Here is a 17,972-nt window from a genome sequence, read left to right as displayed (position 1 = left end):
ACTTTATTTACAAATTCAGATAAGTTCTTTCAAAGCAAGCTTCAAAATAGCTTCCGTATCATCCCCGTCTGCATCCCCCTTAGCGATAACTGCTCTTACTGCCTTTGATGCTTCTGATAAAGCATATCCAAGACTTACAAGAGCTTCAACGGCTTCATTTGCAGGCGTATCCTCAGTAGTCAGAGCAGACATGTTTTCTGCACTGCCACCTGCCTTACCACTGATAATATCATCATTTGAAATCTTATCCTTTAGCTCAAGAACCAGTCTTTCAGCAGTCTTCTTGCCTACTCCGGGGGCTTTACTTATCGATTTCGAATCTCCGGAAAGAATCGCAAATCTAAGATCATCAGGAGTCATAACAGATAGTATTGCCTGCCCTCCCTTAGGTCCTATTCCGCTGACACTTATAAGTAGTTTAAAAAAATCCAGTTCATCCCGCGTAAGAAATCCATACAGATTCATGGCATCTTCGCGAACACTCATATATGTGTAAAGCTTTACGCTTTCACCTTTACCGGGCAATCTGTCTGCAGTATAAGCGGAGATATTGACATTATAACCAATACCTCCGACATCGATAACAGCAAGCAGATCTCTTTTTTCATCAAGTATTCCATTTACAAAAGCAATCATTTAAAGAGCTCCAATTAAATTTATTTTTTGGGATTTATTCATCCGATGAGTCATTTATACGTCTGTTACCATCTTTATCGTCCTCAGACTGTATGTTCTCCGACTCATAAGATATACTTACCTTTTTTGAAAAATCAAGTTCATTCCAGGATGTCATGATTCTGGATATAACATTATCTATATCCGTCTCATTTATACCCGGAAGGAATAAAAAGAACTGATTAATTCCGTTTTGCATCATAACATCACTTTTTCTTAGCGAATTGGAAATAAGAGTACCAAATCTCTTCATATACTCTGTAAATTCCATCTGACTTACATTACTATTCGCAGGTGTAGCCTTAAAAAGCACCCTGTAAGCAGTGCCATGATAACTTCTGATATATCTTAACATATATCTGTAAATGTGACTGAAGGCATCCTGACCGACCCACATAGCACTGTTATAGGTCTCATTCTCTTTTAAAGCATTGCTGATCTGATCAATCTCATCCTTCGAAGCGGAATCATATGTAACAATCTGCTCCATTGAATCAGCAAATATATTATAACCATGTTTTCCGTTTTGTTTAACATGATAAAGGGCCGTGTCGGCTTTTCTGAAAAGAATTTCGTAATTCCTTCCATCAGTCGGTACGAACGCAACACCACTGGATACGCCTACAGAAAAAGGCAGCAAAGTCGTAGAAAACTTATTCATGATTTCTTTTAACTGCTTGTTTATACGCTTATTAAGCGAGTTAATCCCGGACTCAGCTTTAAAGTTTTTCAAAAATACGATAAACTCATCTCCGCCAATTCGTCCGACTATATCCTTTTCACGAATATTGGTAGATATGACTTCAGAAAACAGCTTAAGAAGCTTATCACCTGTATCATGGCCATAGAGATCGTTTACCATTTTGAAATTGTCTATGTCAAGGATCATCAGTGCGCCATTTTCTTTTTGACAGACTTCAGTAAGCTTTGCATTTACTGCAGATTTATTAAGAAAACCCGTAAGACCATCAATGGTGGCATCATTAATGAGCTCACGTATCCGTGCGCGATTCTCAATAACATTCATGATCCTTTTAAGGAGAACATCTTCTCTAAGGGGCTTGCGTATAAAATCAGCTGCGCCAAGTCCCAATGCTCTGATCTCAGCATCCTCATCTTCATCCGACGTAAGAAATATTACCGGTGTCTCTTCATCGCCCCAGTCCTTCTCCAATTGACGAAGTCTCTTGAAAGTCTCATATCCATCCATATGTGGCATCAAAATATCAAGAAGAATAAGATCAGGCTTATTGTTCCTAATATGAGCAAGAAGCTTTTCTCCTGATTTTATGGCTGTGACTCTTATATTATTTTTGCTAAGTATATTACCTGCTGCAAGCAGATTAGTCATGTCATCATCAACTACAAAAACCCAGCCGGCCATTAATGTAACCTCCGAAGTTCATCTAAGAAGTCTTGTTTATGTCACTAATAATTCTATCATACCATTCAAATATTAAGGCGTTTTTTTCTTCAATAACCCTTAAATCATTTTCCTTTCCTGCAAACTCCAGATCCTTTGCAAGACTGCTTAATTCTTCTGCACCAATAAGCTTTGCGGAACTCTTAAGTGCATGAAGCTCTATGATATAGTTCTTAATATCCTTCTTTTCATATAATTCTTTTATTCTGTTCTTTTTTATTTCGGCAGTTCTTATAAACATCTGTAGTACCGTGATATATGCATCTATACTGCCGCTTAGAGAAACAGCGGAATCCACATCAAGATAGGACAATTTTTTAAGTTTATTAATGTAATCAATGTTTTCTTTTGAACTTTCATCCATTGTTGTTGAAGGCATAAACTCTATTATATCCTCATCTATAATGGTATCCTTACTCTTAGTCTGCTCCTTGGTCTTTTGTCTTACCTTTTCATCATTAGCTGATACATAGGTGTATTTATAGGGCGGCAGATATTTTGCCAGGAATTTTTCAAGTATCTTTGTATCAACAGGTTTTGACAGATAATCTGCAAATCCGGCAGCAATATATTCTTCCTTTGCGCCAACAACGGCATTAGCTGTAAGAGCGATCACGGTAGTATCCTTACTTAAAAGATCTCTTTCTTTAAGAATGGCAAGGGTTTCTATACCATCCATCATAGGCATCATGTGATCCAAAAAGATAATATCATAGTGCCTTGTACCCGCTTTATCTATGCATTCCTGTCCGCTTGATGCAAAATCAGGTTTTATCTTATTCCTCTTAAGAAGGCTCTTCATTACCGATAAATTCATCTCATTATCATCTACAATAAGTATGTCTGCATCCTGAGCCACAAGGAACTTATCAGTGCTCTCAGCAATGTCTGCCTTAATACTTTCAAAGTCAAACTCTCCTATATCTCTCCAGTCCGTAACCTTTTGCTGGATGACAAATGAAAATTCAGAGCCCTCACCATACACACTCTTAACTTCAAGGTTACTACCCATCATTTTAAGAAGGCTTGTTACGATTGCAATTCCAAGTCCCGTACCTTCAATATTTCTGTTTCTCTTCTCATCAAGTCTTTGAAAAGATGCATGAAGCTTATCGATGTCAGTGTCTTTTATACCTATACCTGTGTCACAGACCTTAACATCAAGAAGAACCTCCTCTTTATTTAAAGGCTTTGCTGACATTTTTAAGGTGACGCTACCCTTTTCAGTATATTTTACGGCGTTGGTAAGAAGATTAAGTATAATCTGTTTTATTCTGAAATCATCCCCATACATACCCTGAGGTATTTTGGGATCAATCTCAAGCTTAAGCTCAAGACTGGTTTTGTTTATACGTGCACTTATCATATTGATAATATCTGCTATAAGTGCTTTTGCTTCATAATTAACAGAAACTATTTCAAGCTTACCTTCCTCAATCTTTGAGAAATCCAGAATACTGTTAATAAGCGAAAGAAGTGTTTTTGATGCGCTTTGAATATTTGCTGAATAGGATTTTATATCATCATTGTCGCACTCCCTTAGAATCATTTCATTCATACCGATTATGGCATTAATAGGGGTCCTTATTTCATGAGACATCATGGCAAGGAAATCACTTTTTGCTTTTCCTGCAGCTATTGCAGCATCTGCAGAATCCTGCAACTGATCATTAACCTGATCCTGCCAGGTTATAAGACTTCCAAGCAGATTCCATATAGCAAAAACACAAACAAGTGATGAGAAAAATGCTATAAGACCATAAACTATTGAACGCCCGTAAATAGTAAAGAAATTGATTACTACAAAAACAGTAAAGTCTGCAATTTTTGTATTTTTCGCGATGATTACTTTAGGTACGTTATCATAATCCTTAAATACTGTTACAGAGCCCTGATCATTATAAGCTTCTTCATAGTTAAGACCTGCTATGTTTGTGGATCTTTTATTTGTCATCTGATAGGTCCCGTGAGGATGATTTATGATGGTTCCCCTGGAATCTGTCAAAAATGCATAACCGGTATCTGTATAGGAATTGCCAAGAATATCAATCAGCTTATCAATGTAAAAATCGATTCCGAATACGCCAAGATAATCCCCTGTTTTTGCATCATTTACCACTTCCGAGAAGGTTATACAATACAGTCCTGTCTGGACATCAATATATGGACTTGAAATATTGAAGCCGGTATCAGAATTTAAAGTATCCATGTACCACTGTCTGTCTTCAATCCTGAAATAATCATCCGGTCTCCATCCGGTATTCATATAAACCGAATGAACAAAGTCCTTGTTGGCAATATAAGAAGCTGAGATCTGTTCATAACAGGAAGTTATTCTGGCGAGATAATCTATAGTTTCCTGAGGATTCTTTAATATATCGGAATTCGTAGAAATATCTGCAACAAACATATCAAGGATGTTTTTTTGTGATAAAGTCCATTCCGTTACCTGGCTTTCATAATTTCCCGCTTTCTCCTGCATGCTGGCAGTACACCAGCGTATAGTCATCCAGCTGATGGATATAACACTTATAAGCATACTCAGACTCATAAGAACAATTATTATTGTTCTGTATTTACTGCTTATCTTCTTTATGCGTTTTACATCCTGTCTGCTGTGTTTCTGATTCTCGCTTTTTACATAATTTGAATAACTGATTATCTGCTGAATACTCTCAGAAAGCTGTTTTGTGGCAGACTGAATACTCTCGAATCTGGCTTCATAGTTCTTATCTTCATCGAAGGTCCTTGAATCAGTATTATTGAGTATCTGGCTAAGAGGAGTTTTCAGATCCCCTGTAATTTCCTGCAGAAAACTGTTTTTGGAATCCAATGCCTCCTGAGCTTTGGCCTCATTATTCTTACTAATAAAATAAAGAATGAAAATAACAAAGAAAATTATGAGATTAAGAACCATTGAAAGTAGTAACCACAGATAATTATTATGGTACAACTCCCAATCATTAATACCGACAATAAGATACCAGCCCGATTCCGTTCCGGTTGCAAAAAGATTGTCATGGGAAAGTCCATTTCTTAGCCTGTAGGAAACAGTCTCATCAGACAGTTTTGCACTCTCAAAAATGCCCATATAATCGGGGAAAGCATCTATGAGTTCACTACCCACGTAGCTTTGATCGCTACACCCTGCAATAATACCATCCTCAGTAACAATTACTGAAGTAGTATTATCAGCTATGGACATCTTTTGAATTTTATTCTGAATCTGTGAAAGAGTATAGTCGACAGCAAAAACCGTATCATTATCATCTAAGGAAATAGAAACGGTATAACATATCGCTCCGGTAACAACATCAATATAAGGAGAACTCACATAGGCGTTACCTTTATTTTTGATAGCGCCCTGATACCATGGTCTTGAAGCAGGATCATACTCTTCCTCCTTAAGATCCGGTATTATGTACCAATCATTGCCTGCTGCATAAACATTAAAGCCCACTCCGCCGGTCTCTTTTCTGATTTTATCCTGGGTATCATGGATGAATTTTTCCAGAACATCTTTGTCCAAGATCAGAGGTTGCGCTTTTATTGCATATTGTGATGTTAAGTTTTTGGCATTTTTTATCCCGTTTTCAAGTTCAGCTCCAATACTTTCAAGCTGATATTTACCTGAACTAATTGTCTCATCGGCAGTTGTTCTGAATACCAAAAGCAGATTGATAGTAGTGACAATTATTAATGTTATAAGAACAAAGATAATAATGCCTGCTGCATGTTTATGCTTTTTCACAGATAAATACCTCAAAGGGTGTTACAGCAGCTTAGAGTTCTTTATATATCCTATCATTGCATTTGCAATGAAACCGTTTAAAAATCCGGTTAGTGCGCCTGCTATCAATAATAATGGCAAATAAAACATGATTCCGGAGGTTTTTACTATAAAAATCGCAATAAGGAGCTGTCCCAGATTATGAGCAAGCCCCCCGCAGATACTTACACCTTTTATATCCAATAGGTCCAGTCGTTTTATAATTACCATCGTTATAAAGCTGATAACAGCACCGGAAACCGAAAACATTATTCCAAACAGAGTTCCAAAGAGGAATCCTGTAAGTATTATCCTCAGAACATTTATGAGAATGCCTTCGAATTCTCCATAGCAAAATAACAATAGAACAATTACCATATTGGGGAGTCCGAGCTTCATACCCGGAACACCGCCGAAAAATGGTATTATTGATTCAATATAAGTCAGAATCATTGCATAACAAAGCAATAATCCCAATACACTTATTCTTTTTATTTTAATTGACGTATCCATTCTAAAGCTCAGGCGTGTTTAAGAGCTTTGACGATAGTCATCTCGATAACATTGCTCTTTGTTCCAACAATCACGTCTTCAGCAATACTTGCAACGATGGATTTTTCAAGCTCATCCCACGCTTCCTGAGATGCTTCATTTTCATCACCCTCATCATCAATAGCGTCATTTAGGGATTCTTTGTAGTCAGAAAGACACCATGCTGCATTCATGTCGCCTATTCCATCATAGCCGTCATAAATACCCATGCTTCCAAATCCTACATTAACTCCACCGTACTCCTGCTGAAGTCTTGCAACATAATCAAAGTCCATAAGACCTGTTTCGATAATGTCTGCTATTTTGCCCATGAAACCTTTAGCCATAGCATTCTCACCGCTGGAAGAAACAGAAATAAGCTCTTCCTTCTTTTCGAAGTTCATCTCTGTTTTAGCAGTAAGCTTAAGGCAGCAATAATTCTCATATTTCTCAAACCAAAGTAATGCTGAAAAATCATTTGTGATTTCACCAAGCATCAAAGCTGTTTCTTCAAAAAGCAGCTCCATCTGAAGATGATCTTTATGTCCGAGATTGCATTCTGAAAGGTATCTGGATGCCTTATCAAACTCCGCAGTCATCATTTTATCATAACAGTTAATTACGATCTTTGATGTTTTGAAAATCGGTTCGCCTTCAATTTCCTTATACTTTTTGCCCATATTTTATCTCCTCATAAGTTGTATTTAAAAATATTATATCACATCACTTTTTTCATTTGCTCCATAATATTTTAAGCAAAGCATTGTTATATCATCAAATTGCGGAGCATCTTTAACAAACTGATATATCCTTGTTCTGACTGCATTATCAAGCTCTTTTGGCGTACCGTCCGGTTTTTCATTTAATGCAGCCAGCATTCTGTCATTTCCAAATAATTCATTATTGGAATTGGTCGCTTCCGTAACTCCGTCCGTGTAAATATAGATCACGTCGCCCTTTTCAAGATTAATTTCACCGCCCTTGAAAACAAGCCCTTCCATCGTAGCCAAAGGTGGAGAATGTTTTTCTTTAACAATAACAAAGTTACCGTCTGCTTTTCTATAGCAGGGATATTCGTGTCCGGCATTTGAATACTTCAGCTTTCCTGTAGAGATAGTCAGTATACCAATCCAGGCAGTTACAAAAAATTCGAGATCATTTCCTTCACACAACTGGTTATTAACCTTAGCAAGTATCGTATTTGGATTCATTTTTCTGGAATACAATCCCTGATTCTTAATGATAGTTCTTGCAACCATCATAAAAAGTGCAGCCGGAACACCTTTTCCTGAAACATCAGCAATAACTATTGCCAGATGGTCATTGTCAATCATGAAAAAGTCATAAAAATCGCCGCCAACCTCCTTGGCAGGAGTCATTGAAGCGTATATGTCAAATTCTTTTCTCTCAGGAAAGGGAGGAAAAATCCTAGGTAAAATATGCTCCTGTATTCCCGATGCCAAAGCAAGGTCTCTGTCTGCAATCGCTTTTTCTCTTCCCTGCATAACATTGAGAACGCAATACATAAGAAGTATAAAAAGCATTATTACAGCATTTATAATTGAAAGACCATATATTCGTATCGTAAGAACAGATACAATAGTAGGACCAAGTACATATGTAAAAAATGTAATTATCTGATATAGCTGTAAATTCTTTCTCTCAATCACAAGAATTGACAACGTGCATATAATCGAACTAAAGACATACAGCATTGAAAACAGATAAATGCCGGTCCTGTGATAAACTCCTTCACTGTCTACATAGAAGTAAAATTTAAAGAACATATTCAATAATCTTACTGCTACGGAAGTACATAAACCAAATAATTGCAGCTTATTGATAATTCTTAAATGAGGCTTTTCAATATCCAGAAATGTTCTGGTATATTTCCAGAAACAGAAAACCTCAAACGGAGCACACAAATAATAAAGTGTATTATCAAGGAAATTAATAGCACTGTATTTACTTACTCCATCCACCAGCCATGCGATTGAATCAGTAAATACTCCAATATACGCTGCGTTTAAAAGATATAAAAGCCACTTAAGATCCTTACCTGTTTTTTGTACATCTATAAGACAACATATAAAAAGCACATATCCCATCAGCATCGCAAAAACATCGCCGCTGATATTAAAGATGTAAACAGGCTTTAAATTAGCAAAACCTCTTATAAACAGAAACTGAACGCTTGTTACAATAAATATTACATAGAAAACCGCAGCCAGAATAGCACGCTGCTTTTGTTCTTTAGTTATAAGTTCCATCAAAATTCCATCCGGTAGTATCAAAGATTTTTAATAATGGTAGTTTTGTTTTTACCATCAACATATTCATACAGTACATCATCCATACTGTTTTTGACCATATAAATACCAAGTCCGCCGATTTTTCTCTCCTCTGCAGACAAAGTAACATCAGGATCTTCCTTGGCAAGAGGATCATAATGAATTCCACTGTCAATAAGTGTGATAACAGCCCTGTTCTTGTCATCTACATCAAAAGTAATCTCAGCTTTACCAACCTTGTCTCTATACGCGTAGTGGGCAATATTTACATAAAGTTCCTCAACTGCCATATCGATTTTCATCTGGTCTTTCATTTTACATTCTGCAATCTCAAGCTCTGAATCTATAAATTCCAGCACCTGAGGAAGATTTTCAACTTTTGCATCAATTACAATTTCTTTCATATGCCATATCCTTTGAATCAAAAGTTTAAGGTATCAGTTACATCTAAAAGTTCAAAAAGCTCCTTCTTCCAGAACTCAATCTTATTTATTCCCTGTTCATTTTCGAGAGCACCTCTGCGTATGGATCGTCTTATAAGTCTTGTATAACCGATTATTCTGGCTTTATCGATGACCTCATTGATTTTATTCTCATCTTCTGTTTCAAGATATTTTGCAAGTACCTTCTTATAAAATCTATCAGCAGTGTCAAAATCATATCCAAGGAAATCTAATATTGAATCCTTATCTAATTCGTAAAAACCGACAAAAGCATTATAAATTGATCCAAGTTCAAAAATCGGATGACCTACAGCCAGAGTATCCATATCAATAAGAATTACTTCATCATTTTGAAACTCAACGTTATTTGTATGGTAATCTCCATGAATCATAAAATCAGTATCCGGCACAGCTTCAACCAGAGCTTTAAGCTTTTGGTAATGCGCATCATCAATATAATCTTTGGTAAAATCCACCCATTTAAGAACTGTATCCTTTATTCTGGGCAGTTTTCCGGGAGCAACTTCTGTAGAATGGATTTTTTTCAAAAGATCTGCAAACTCATCAACGCACCAGTCAAATTTGTCAGGTTCGCTGGCGATTATCGAAGAAAAACTCTTAGCGTTTAAAAGCTCAAAAACAGACCCATAGCTGTCCCCAACCTTCACAACGTCGTAGGATATCGCCGTAGGAATACCAAGAACAAGTGCAAGTCTTGCAACTTCGCGTTCATGATGTATATCATCAAGAGCATTTGGATCGTTGTAGACTTTTACGACATTATCCTTATCAATCCTGTAAAGGGTTCCGTTTGCGCCTTTTCCTATAACTTCACATCCTTCTACGCTCACCTGCTTATATGCCTTTTCGACAGTCATCATTTGATTGAAACCTGTCATATCAAGTATTTCATATATCTCAGACCCTACATTTATCATCTTTATATTTTTATGTTTCTTGATAATATGCAGTATCACACGGAGTCCTGCACTTGAGATATATTCAAGTTCTCCGGCATCAATTATTACATCTCCATCGTCCGGCACTGACTCTTTAATCACCGCATCAAATTCAGGAGCATTTGTTGAATCAATTCTTCCCTTTAAAAACACCTTTATACAATTTTCAATTTTTTCTACTCTTACTTCTTCCATATAAGACACCTTTTTTATCGTTTTGTGGTTCTGGCAATTCTATACGCTATGTTCTGCCATAAATGTTCCAAAAGTCCATAATCCTTTACAAGCGATTGAGGAAGAGACGGAACCCTGTCATATAAAATTTCCAGATACTCAAGTTCACTGTCACCAAAGTCAAGTATTTCCATAGAATGAGTGCATTTATCACCGTTTTTAGATATTCGCATTCCTGTAACAGCGCCTTTAAGTTCGGCAGCATAATGTCCTGTATCTATATGTATATTAACTGCTTTTCCAACAGGAATGCGCTCATTACCATCAAAGAAAGCTTCAATGTGATGCTCAGTCAGAAGCGTTGTAACTCCGGAGAATTTTTTACCTTTACCCTCGCCATGAGCTATATCGACATCTACAAATTCAGGATAAATAACATTTACGACTTCTCCGTCATAGTCTCTGCCATCTATCAGGAACAGCGCCATGATCAGATAATACAGATTTCGTATTATCCAAAAAGCCAAAATGGCAAGTCCGATAGTCTGTGTTTTATCAAATATAATTATTATCCTGACAAGTCCAATAACAGAAAGAACAACTAAAATTATAAAAGGAAGCATCTCTTTTATATTTCTTTGCCTTTTTTGTACTTTCTTCGATTTATCCGTAACCTTAAAGGTCTTAAGGCTTATTCCCAATGATTCCTTTAAAATAGGGAATAACAAATGCGGCATTACACTTGTTTCATAAATACCACTCCATTTTGTCGAAATGGCATTTCCACTGATTACTCTAAGCGATGCATCCTGAAGCAAATGCATAGGTAACCAGAAAAGCAACAGCTCCAGCCAGTTACAATGAAGCACCGGGATCGCAAATGTTGCAAATAAGAGCGGAGAAATAATATAAATAAAATTCTTTAATGGTGAATACCAGTAAATTACAGCACTAATATAACTGAGTTTCTGTGCCAATGAAAGATTTCTGTTTCTCCATATTTTCAGCTTTTTAGCAGTTACAATAACACCTCTGCCCCATCTTGATCTTTGCTGTATATGTTCTTTATATGTGTGCGGAGTCTGACCACTCGCAAGCGGCTCAGGCAATGCAAGGCTTACGAATCCTGCGGCTTCTATGAGAAGTCCTGTTGCAAAGTCTTCAGTAATGGATTCTGTGTAAAAGCCTCCGATAGCTTCCAATGCTTCTCTGCTTAAAATTGTATTGGAACCACCATAAATAACACTGTTGGTAGAAGTTTTTGATACTTCAATTGTTCTATAGAAAAAGTCCTGTTCATTTGGAGCTCTTCTCTCAGAATACAATGCATGCTGAAAAACATCCGGGTCGTAAAAACATTGAGGCGTCTGTAACAGTCCAAGCTTTATCTCTTTTTCTTCGTTCCTTCTCTCATTTCTTTTTTTTGCATCCACAAAATATGGAATAGTCTTTAAAAGGAAGTTACTCTTAACTATCATGTCAGCATCAAGTGTAACTATATAAGGCGAACTGGTTTTTGAAAGAGCATTATTCAAATTACCCGCCTTTGCCCCTTTGTTATCAGGTCTGTCAAAATAGCCGACTCCCATGGACTCTGCCAGTTCACGCATTTCTTTCCTTCGATTATCATCACAAACATAAACATGAACTTTGCTTTTGTCCGGATAACGCAGATGATTACAACCATTAATGGTTTTACGAAGAAGCTCCGTCGGTTCATTATATGTAGCAATAAAAATATCCACATCTGGATATTCATCATCTTCAATCTCAGGAAGCGGATGATTTTTAAGTCCTAAAAGGTTAGAGAACAATAATATGGATTCAATAAAACCAACTATTTCAACAATCAATAAAAGAATGTTGGCAATAACCGGAATGATTCCATATTGGTATGGGATTGAAAACAAAGTTCTCCAACAAAGATATATTAATGTGAAGTAAGCACTTAAAATAATAAGTCCTTTTAAAATAAAATAATAATATCCGCGTGTTCTTGATATTTCACCAATCTCACTTTTGTTAAACAGATCATAATAAGTGAGATTATCCTTCTTATTGATCTTTCTGTTTAAGAATCTCAAAATCAATATAACTATAATGAATAATGCGCTGAAATTAGCCATCATAGAATATTGTTTTAGTGAATCATATGCGCGTTTTCCAAGAGAGTTTGTGGTAATAGCAAATCTTTTCTCGCTTGAAGTAAGCTCAACTATATCAGCAGGAGTATTAATACTATCGGGAGAAGATCCCTTTACAAGCTCCATTACCCATTTTCCCGCAACAGTCAGCTCATTGTTACTAATAGAATTATCATAATTTCTATCATATTTAAGTATTGCTGAGGTTTCACTCTTATCTGATAAACTCCATACAGCATAACTGATAGAGTTCTCATTCAAATAGTTGAACCATTTTTTGGCAGATCTAAAATCAATTATTCCATCACCGGAAGCTTCACTTATTCCACATTCAGTAATAAATACCGGGAGACCGGAATCTACAGCATTTCTAAGTTCATCCATAAGATCCTGATAATGAGATGCCGCATAAAAATGCAGAGTATACATTATGTTGTCGAATTCAATCGGTCTATTAATAGCAGGAAGAAGGTCCCTGTCATAATTAGGGGTTCCAACTATAATTACTGAGTCAGGGATGTTTTTTCTAATTACAGGAATTATTTCATTGCTATATTCAACGATATCTTCCCACTCAGTATCACCATTTGGCTCATTGCAGATTTCAAATATAAGATTGGGATAATCAGAGTACTCTGAAGAGATTATTTCAAAAAATTCTCTGGCCTGCTCCTTATTGATGTTTGGATTATAATCATTAAGGATATGCCAGTCCACAAGAACATACATATCAGCGGCAATAGCCGCTGATATACCTTTTTTCATAAGTCTAAGACTATCGTCCTTTTCACCTGAGCAATATTCTTCAGAATACATTGCTAATCTGATAAAGCCAACGTTCCATTTATCGGAAATTTGAGCGAACAAATCTTCATTGATGATATCAGGATACCAGGTAAGACCATGAGTACTTAATCCTCGCAGCTGTACCGGAGTTCCATTTTCATCAACCAGATTTTTTCCATCAACATGAAGTCTGCCATTTACAGATGGTCTTGCTGTATAGGCAGTTTCGTTTTTAGCTTTAACAGTATTGTTCCTTGGCAATAAATTAAGAAGTAATAAAAATATCACCAAAAAAAAGCATACTATCCTTCTATGGTGAAAATAACGCATAATGCCCCCTCAAGCTTTGAGCGATTACATTCCCTTATATATTAATTAGCAGGATAACAGAGTTATCCTGCTAATCAGAACATACATATAAACTTTATTCAATAGAAAGAATATCTGAGAAACCTGTTACTTCAAATATCTCATTTACTTCTTCAGAAACATTCTTAACAACCATTTTACCCTGTTTATTCATGGTCTTTTGAGAGGAAAGAAGAACACGAAGACCGGCACTGGAAATATACTCTAAACTTGCAAGATCAAATACAAGGTCTTCTACACCGGGAAGTGCAGCCTTAAGTTCTTCTTCAAGTGTAGGAGCAGTTGTCGTATCAAGTCTTCCTTCAAGTGCAACTACCAGATTTTTATCGTTTAAATCCTTTTTAATGTTTAGCATGTACAATAACCTCCTCACAAAGTTTTGCAACTTATTTATTTAATATTCTTCTTTATTGTACACTATTACGACAATAAATGTATGAAGTTTATAATTTTTTTAAAATATTTTTAATTTTATAATCATCACACAGCTTTTCCTTCTATATCTTCTATCTGAGCGGTGTAAAGATGGTAATAATCACCTCTTTTAGCCATAAGTTCCTCATGAGTTCCACACTCAGTTATTCCACCGTTACTAATGTACATAATCTTATCGCAGCCGGTGATGGTAGATAATCTGTGGGCGATGATAAAGCTGGTTCTTCCTGCAAGCATGGCGTTTAATCCTCTTTGCAAATCTTTTTCTGTCTGTACATCAATACTTGAAGTTGCCTCATCAAGAACAAGAATTGCAGGATCTGACAGAAGCGTTCTTGCAAATGATATAAGCTGCTTTTGTCCCTGTGACAGAAGTGCTCCTCGTTCCTTAACCTCCGTATCATATCCCTTACTCATATTTCTGATAAAGGAATCAGCACACACAGTTTCGGAGGCCTTTAATATCTCTTTGGAAGTGGCATCCAGCTTACCATATCGTATATTATCCTCTATCGTGCCGGAGAATATAAAGCTGTCCTGAAGCATTATACCCATCTGTTCGCGCAGGGACTTAAGAGTAACCTTTGAAATATCCTGGCCATCAATAAGTATTTTTCCGCTGTCTACATTGTAGAATCTTGAAATAAGGCTTACTATAGTACTCTTTCCGGCACCTGTAGGACCTACAAGAGCTACACTCTCACCGGGTTCTACAGTAAATGATACATTATGAAGAACCTCTTCTCCCTTCTCGTATGAGAATGATACATTCTGAAATTCCACCTTTCCTTCGAGAGGTTTCATTTTTATTGCATCAGGCTCATCCTTAACAGTCACCGGCTCATCCATGGTCTCAAAAATTCTCTCAAGATAAGCTATGTTATTAATAAATCCGTTAAAGATATTTCCAAGGTTCATGATAGGCTGCCAGAATCTTGATGCATAACTGCTTATTGCAACTATGGTTCCCAATGTCTGATTGCCACCTGCAAAGATAACAAGTCCGAAGAAATAAATTGCCGCTCTTACGAAGACAGAAATCGTATCTATTCCGGGCCACACCAAAGTGCTGTAAAATATTGCTCTCATCCAGGTCTTTTTACAATCTCCCGAAAGTTCTTTGAAAATCTTGGCATTCTCATCTTCTCTCGCAAATATCTGTGTTATTCTTGCACCTACTATGTTTTCCTGAAGATAAGCATTCAGGTTTGAATTTTTGTTTGAAACCATCTGCCATGCTTTTCTCTGCTTATCTTTTATCCAGAACATAAAAATCATAAGCACCGGTACACCGGCAAGAACAACAAGGCTGAGCTGTACATCCACAGCCAGCATAAAAACAACAATGAAGATCAGGTTCAATATCTCAAGCACAACATTGATAAGTCCGTTACTAAGCATATCTGATACTGAATTTACATAATTCACAACTCGTACAAGTATCTTGCCATGCGGTCTGTCATCATAATACTGAAATGGCAGCTCCTGAAGATGTACATAAAGATCATGTCTGATCTGATAAATAATATCCTGGCTGACATTTACCATGATCCTGGATCTTATTGTTGAAAACAAAATACTAAGGCCATAGAAAACAACGGAAATCCCAACTAAAGAAAACAGTAATGTTTTGTTGTTTTCAGGTATGGCAACATCAAGTGCATTTCTTACAAGAACAGGGTTAACAAGCGCTGTTATTCCTGCTACAGCTGACATAAGAAATGCGATTATCATTTTTACCAAATGCTTTTTTATATATCCTGAAGCTCTGAGTAAGTGCTTAATGTCAAAGGGCTCCTCAAGTATTTCATCCTGTTTATAAGTATTTCTGGCCATATTTATGCTCCCATCTGCAGCTTTACAAGATCTGCGTAATATCCACCCTTTTTAATAAGTTCCTCATGTGTTCCGCGCTCAGTTATTTCACCATGCTGCATTATGAGAATCTGATCTGCATTCTTGGTGGTAGAAATTCTCTGTGCAATGATAATCTTGGTGCATTGAAAATCAAGATTATCAAGACTTTCCTGTATTGCCTTCTCCGTTTCAAGATCCACAGCTGATGTTGTATCATCAAGTATCAGAATTGAAGGTCTTACTGCCAGTGCTCTGGCAAGTGAGATTCTCTGTTTCTGACCACCTGACAAGCCCACGCCTCGCTCACCGACTATAGTTTCATAGCCTTCAGGCATTTTTGCTATAAAGTCTGAAGCCTGTGAATATCTTGCGAACTTAAGCACATCTTCCCTACTGAGGAACTGATCGCCATAAGCAATATTTCCGTCAATAGTATCTGAGTACAAAAGTACATCCTGAGTTGCAAGTCCAATGTTCTTACGCAGCTGATGAAGCTGAATATCCTGTACATTTACTCCATCAATTAAGACCTTTCCTTCAGTCGGTTCGTAGAATCTTGGAATAAGATGTATAAGTGATGTTTTTCCGCAGCCTGTTTCACCCATAATGGCTATTGTCTGACCGGGTTTTGCGGTAAAGGATATATGCTTTAGAACAGGAAGCTTTCCATCCGAATACATAAAGCTCACATCCTTGAACTCAACCTTTCCTTCGAATCTGTTAGGCATAAGTGCAGTATATTCCTTATCTACTATTTCAGGCTCTGAGTAGTAGATTTCCATAACCTTAACTGCTGCGGCTGAAAATCTCTGAAATTCATTCATAACGTTTCCAAGCTGTCTCATGGGATTGGCTATTGCCCAAATAAGTCCGGAAAATGCGACAAATTCGCCCATGGTCATCTCAGAGTTGATAAGAAACAGTCCACCTATTAAAAGGAGTATAACCGGCAGCAGGTTTGCCAGTGTTTCAACTATCGGGAAATATTTAAGCCATATATTAGCTGTTTTCTTATTGGTATCCCTGTAATCTTTGTTACATTCATCAAACTGTTTAATCTCATAATCTTCTCTTGCAAAAGCTTTTACTACCCTGTTACCGGATATGTTTTCCTGTGCCATGGTATTCATTCCGGCAAGCTTTTCACGAAGAAGTGCATGCATGGGTGCAACCTGAGTCTTAAACATTATTATTATGACAAAGATAAGCGGAGCTACAGCCAGCAGGCAGAGCGCCATCTTCCAGTTCATAAAAAGGAAATATATTCCGACAGCGCTTATAAGAGAAACGGCTTCTATTACCATTCTCATAACCCACGCTACCATATGTCTTACAGCATCAAGGTCACCCGTTACTCTTGTCATCAGGTCACCTGTTCTGTAGGTACTGTAAAACTTCATGTCCTGTCTTTGGATTTTGTCATAGAGGAAATTCCTGACTCTGAAAAGAACCCCCTGTGATACCTTTTCATAACCATAACAATCAATGTAAACAAGAATACATCTCAAAATAGTAAAGCCAACCATCATAAACAGTAATCTGTAAAATTCATCAGGATGGGAATTAAAATTAGCTCTTGCCTCCTGTCCGGTAAGAAATTTATCTACTATTTGTGACGAAAAATAAGGAACAGTAAGCTGCATCATGTTATAAACTACTGTTCCCAAAAGGCACATCACATAAATAAATCTGTACCCTTCCATATTGTCCCAAAGCCATTGCAGCCTTGTTCGTGGAAATTTCCACTCATTGCCATTTGTTTTCATAATTTTTGCTCTCCCCATTTTTTAGGTAGTGTCAAATTTACTACCTCTTTTTTGTTCTAAAGCCTTGATTTATCGGGAGTTCAAAATAAAATGAGCATTGACCTCCCTTTTTGGTATAATGTCAGCGACCAAACTCACAAAAAACCAGGAGACAATGCTCGTGAACATTATACTTTATTTACTTGAAATCATCCACCAACTCTATCAGCAGAATTGCTGGCTGGTAAACTTCATATGCAGATATATACCGCTAAAACAGTGGGCTTTCGACGATTCCCATTCTCCCAAATATCAAAAGTTCAAAGTTGATAAGCTTCCCGTCATCATAAAAGTAGAGCCATGGGATTACC

The 17,972-nt window shown here is 36.9% G+C and carries 12 protein-coding genes and 1 pseudogene; 1 reads left to right on the top strand and 12 read right to left on the bottom strand.

All coding sequences use genetic code 11. The features are described from left to right. Positions 1–15 precede the first annotated feature (15 nt). From ruvA to G622_RS0101865, 12 genes are all read right to left on the bottom strand, one after another. Positions 16–636 (bottom strand): Holliday junction branch migration protein RuvA, encoded by a 621-nt coding sequence (gene ruvA, locus G622_RS0101920; protein ID WP_026509256.1) that lies wholly within the window; start codon positions 634–636, stop codon positions 16–18. 34 nt (positions 637–670) lie between these two features. Continuing rightward, positions 671–2,059 carry a GGDEF domain-containing response regulator gene (locus G622_RS0101915; protein WP_026509255.1) on the bottom strand — a complete coding sequence of 463 codons (1,389 nt, stop codon included), beginning with the start codon at positions 2,057–2,059 and terminating at the stop codon, positions 671–673. Between the two features lie 22 nt (positions 2,060–2,081). After that, the gene (locus tag G622_RS21335; RefSeq protein ID WP_049945639.1) at positions 2,082–5,849 is read right to left on the bottom strand and encodes a cache domain-containing protein; all 3,768 of its coding nucleotides are present in this window, start codon (positions 5,847–5,849) and stop codon (positions 2,082–2,084) included. 21 nt (positions 5,850–5,870) lie between these two features. Next, the gene (locus tag G622_RS0101905; protein WP_044956942.1) at positions 5,871–6,380 is read right to left on the bottom strand and encodes a Gx transporter family protein; all 510 of its coding nucleotides are present in this window, start codon (positions 6,378–6,380) and stop codon (positions 5,871–5,873) included. 8 nt (positions 6,381–6,388) lie between these two features. Beyond that, the gene (locus tag G622_RS0101900; RefSeq protein ID WP_026509253.1) at positions 6,389–7,078 is read right to left on the bottom strand and encodes a hypothetical protein; all 690 of its coding nucleotides are present in this window, start codon (positions 7,076–7,078) and stop codon (positions 6,389–6,391) included. A 33-nt stretch (positions 7,079–7,111) separates the two neighbouring features. Further along, complete coding sequence (locus G622_RS24210) at positions 7,112–8,668, bottom strand: PP2C family protein-serine/threonine phosphatase (protein ID WP_049945638.1); 1,557 nt, start codon at positions 8,666–8,668, stop codon at positions 7,112–7,114. A 20-nt stretch (positions 8,669–8,688) separates the two neighbouring features. Continuing rightward, on the bottom strand, positions 8,689–9,093 hold the full coding sequence (locus G622_RS0101890; RefSeq protein ID WP_026509252.1) for an ATP-binding protein: 405 nt from the start codon (positions 9,091–9,093) through the stop codon (positions 8,689–8,691). A gap of 17 nt (positions 9,094–9,110) precedes the next feature. Beyond that, positions 9,111–10,286 (bottom strand): phosphotransferase, encoded by a 1,176-nt coding sequence (locus G622_RS24205; protein ID WP_049945637.1) that lies wholly within the window; start codon positions 10,284–10,286, stop codon positions 9,111–9,113. 14 nt (positions 10,287–10,300) lie between these two features. Continuing rightward, positions 10,301–13,525, bottom strand: coding sequence for a cellulase family glycosylhydrolase (locus G622_RS21320; RefSeq protein ID WP_081675135.1), 3,225 nt, complete (start codon positions 13,523–13,525; stop codon positions 10,301–10,303). 94 nt (positions 13,526–13,619) lie between these two features. Then, positions 13,620–13,919: an STAS domain-containing protein gene (locus tag G622_RS0101875; RefSeq protein WP_026509251.1), complete on the bottom strand. Its 300-nt coding sequence runs from the start codon at positions 13,917–13,919 to the stop codon at positions 13,620–13,622. Positions 13,920–14,044: 125 nt separating this feature from the next. Continuing rightward, the gene (locus G622_RS0101870) at positions 14,045–15,835 is read right to left on the bottom strand and encodes an ABC transporter ATP-binding protein (RefSeq protein ID WP_026509250.1); all 1,791 of its coding nucleotides are present in this window, start codon (positions 15,833–15,835) and stop codon (positions 14,045–14,047) included. 2 nt (positions 15,836–15,837) lie between these two features. Further along, positions 15,838–17,622 (bottom strand): ABC transporter ATP-binding protein, encoded by a 1,785-nt coding sequence (locus G622_RS0101865; RefSeq protein ID WP_044912845.1) that lies wholly within the window; start codon positions 17,620–17,622, stop codon positions 15,838–15,840. Positions 17,623–17,776: 154 nt separating this feature from the next. Here G622_RS0101865 and G622_RS26310 point away from each other — a divergent pair. After that, positions 17,777–17,972: pseudogene (locus G622_RS26310) on the top strand (transposase); the annotation flags it as partial.

Origin of the sequence: Butyrivibrio sp. LC3010, assembly GCF_000424385.1 — a bacterium.
GTDB lineage: Bacteria > Bacillota > Clostridia > Lachnospirales > Lachnospiraceae > Butyrivibrio.
This window is presented reverse-complemented; position numbering and strand designations above follow the sequence as displayed.

What these genes read in the sequence shown, in the direction of transcription:
- ruvA (WP_026509256.1), bottom strand. Translation starts at nt 636, where the DNA reads ATGATTGCTTTTGTAAATGGAATACTTGATGAAAAAAGAGATCTGCTT.
- G622_RS0101915 (WP_026509255.1), bottom strand. Translation starts at nt 2,059, where the DNA reads ATGGCCGGCTGGGTTTTTGTAGTTGATGATGACATGACTAATCTGCTT.
- G622_RS0101905 (WP_044956942.1), bottom strand. Translation starts at nt 6,380, where the DNA reads ATGGATACGTCAATTAAAATAAAAAGAATAAGTGTATTGGGATTATTG.
- G622_RS0101900 (WP_026509253.1), bottom strand. Translation starts at nt 7,078, where the DNA reads ATGGGCAAAAAGTATAAGGAAATTGAAGGCGAACCGATTTTCAAAACA.
- G622_RS24210 (WP_049945638.1), bottom strand. Translation starts at nt 8,668, where the DNA reads ATGGAACTTATAACTAAAGAACAAAAGCAGCGTGCTATTCTGGCTGCG.
- G622_RS0101890 (WP_026509252.1), bottom strand. Translation starts at nt 9,093, where the DNA reads ATGAAAGAAATTGTAATTGATGCAAAAGTTGAAAATCTTCCTCAGGTG.
- G622_RS24205 (WP_049945637.1), bottom strand. Translation starts at nt 10,286, where the DNA reads ATGGAAGAAGTAAGAGTAGAAAAAATTGAAAATTGTATAAAGGTGTTT.
- G622_RS21320 (WP_081675135.1), bottom strand. Translation starts at nt 13,525, where the DNA reads ATGCGTTATTTTCACCATAGAAGGATAGTATGCTTTTTTTTGGTGATA.
- G622_RS0101875 (WP_026509251.1), bottom strand. Translation starts at nt 13,919, where the DNA reads ATGCTAAACATTAAAAAGGATTTAAACGATAAAAATCTGGTAGTTGCA.
- G622_RS0101870 (WP_026509250.1), bottom strand. Translation starts at nt 15,835, where the DNA reads ATGGCCAGAAATACTTATAAACAGGATGAAATACTTGAGGAGCCCTTT.
- G622_RS0101865 (WP_044912845.1), bottom strand. Translation starts at nt 17,622, where the DNA reads ATGAAAACAAATGGCAATGAGTGGAAATTTCCACGAACAAGGCTGCAA.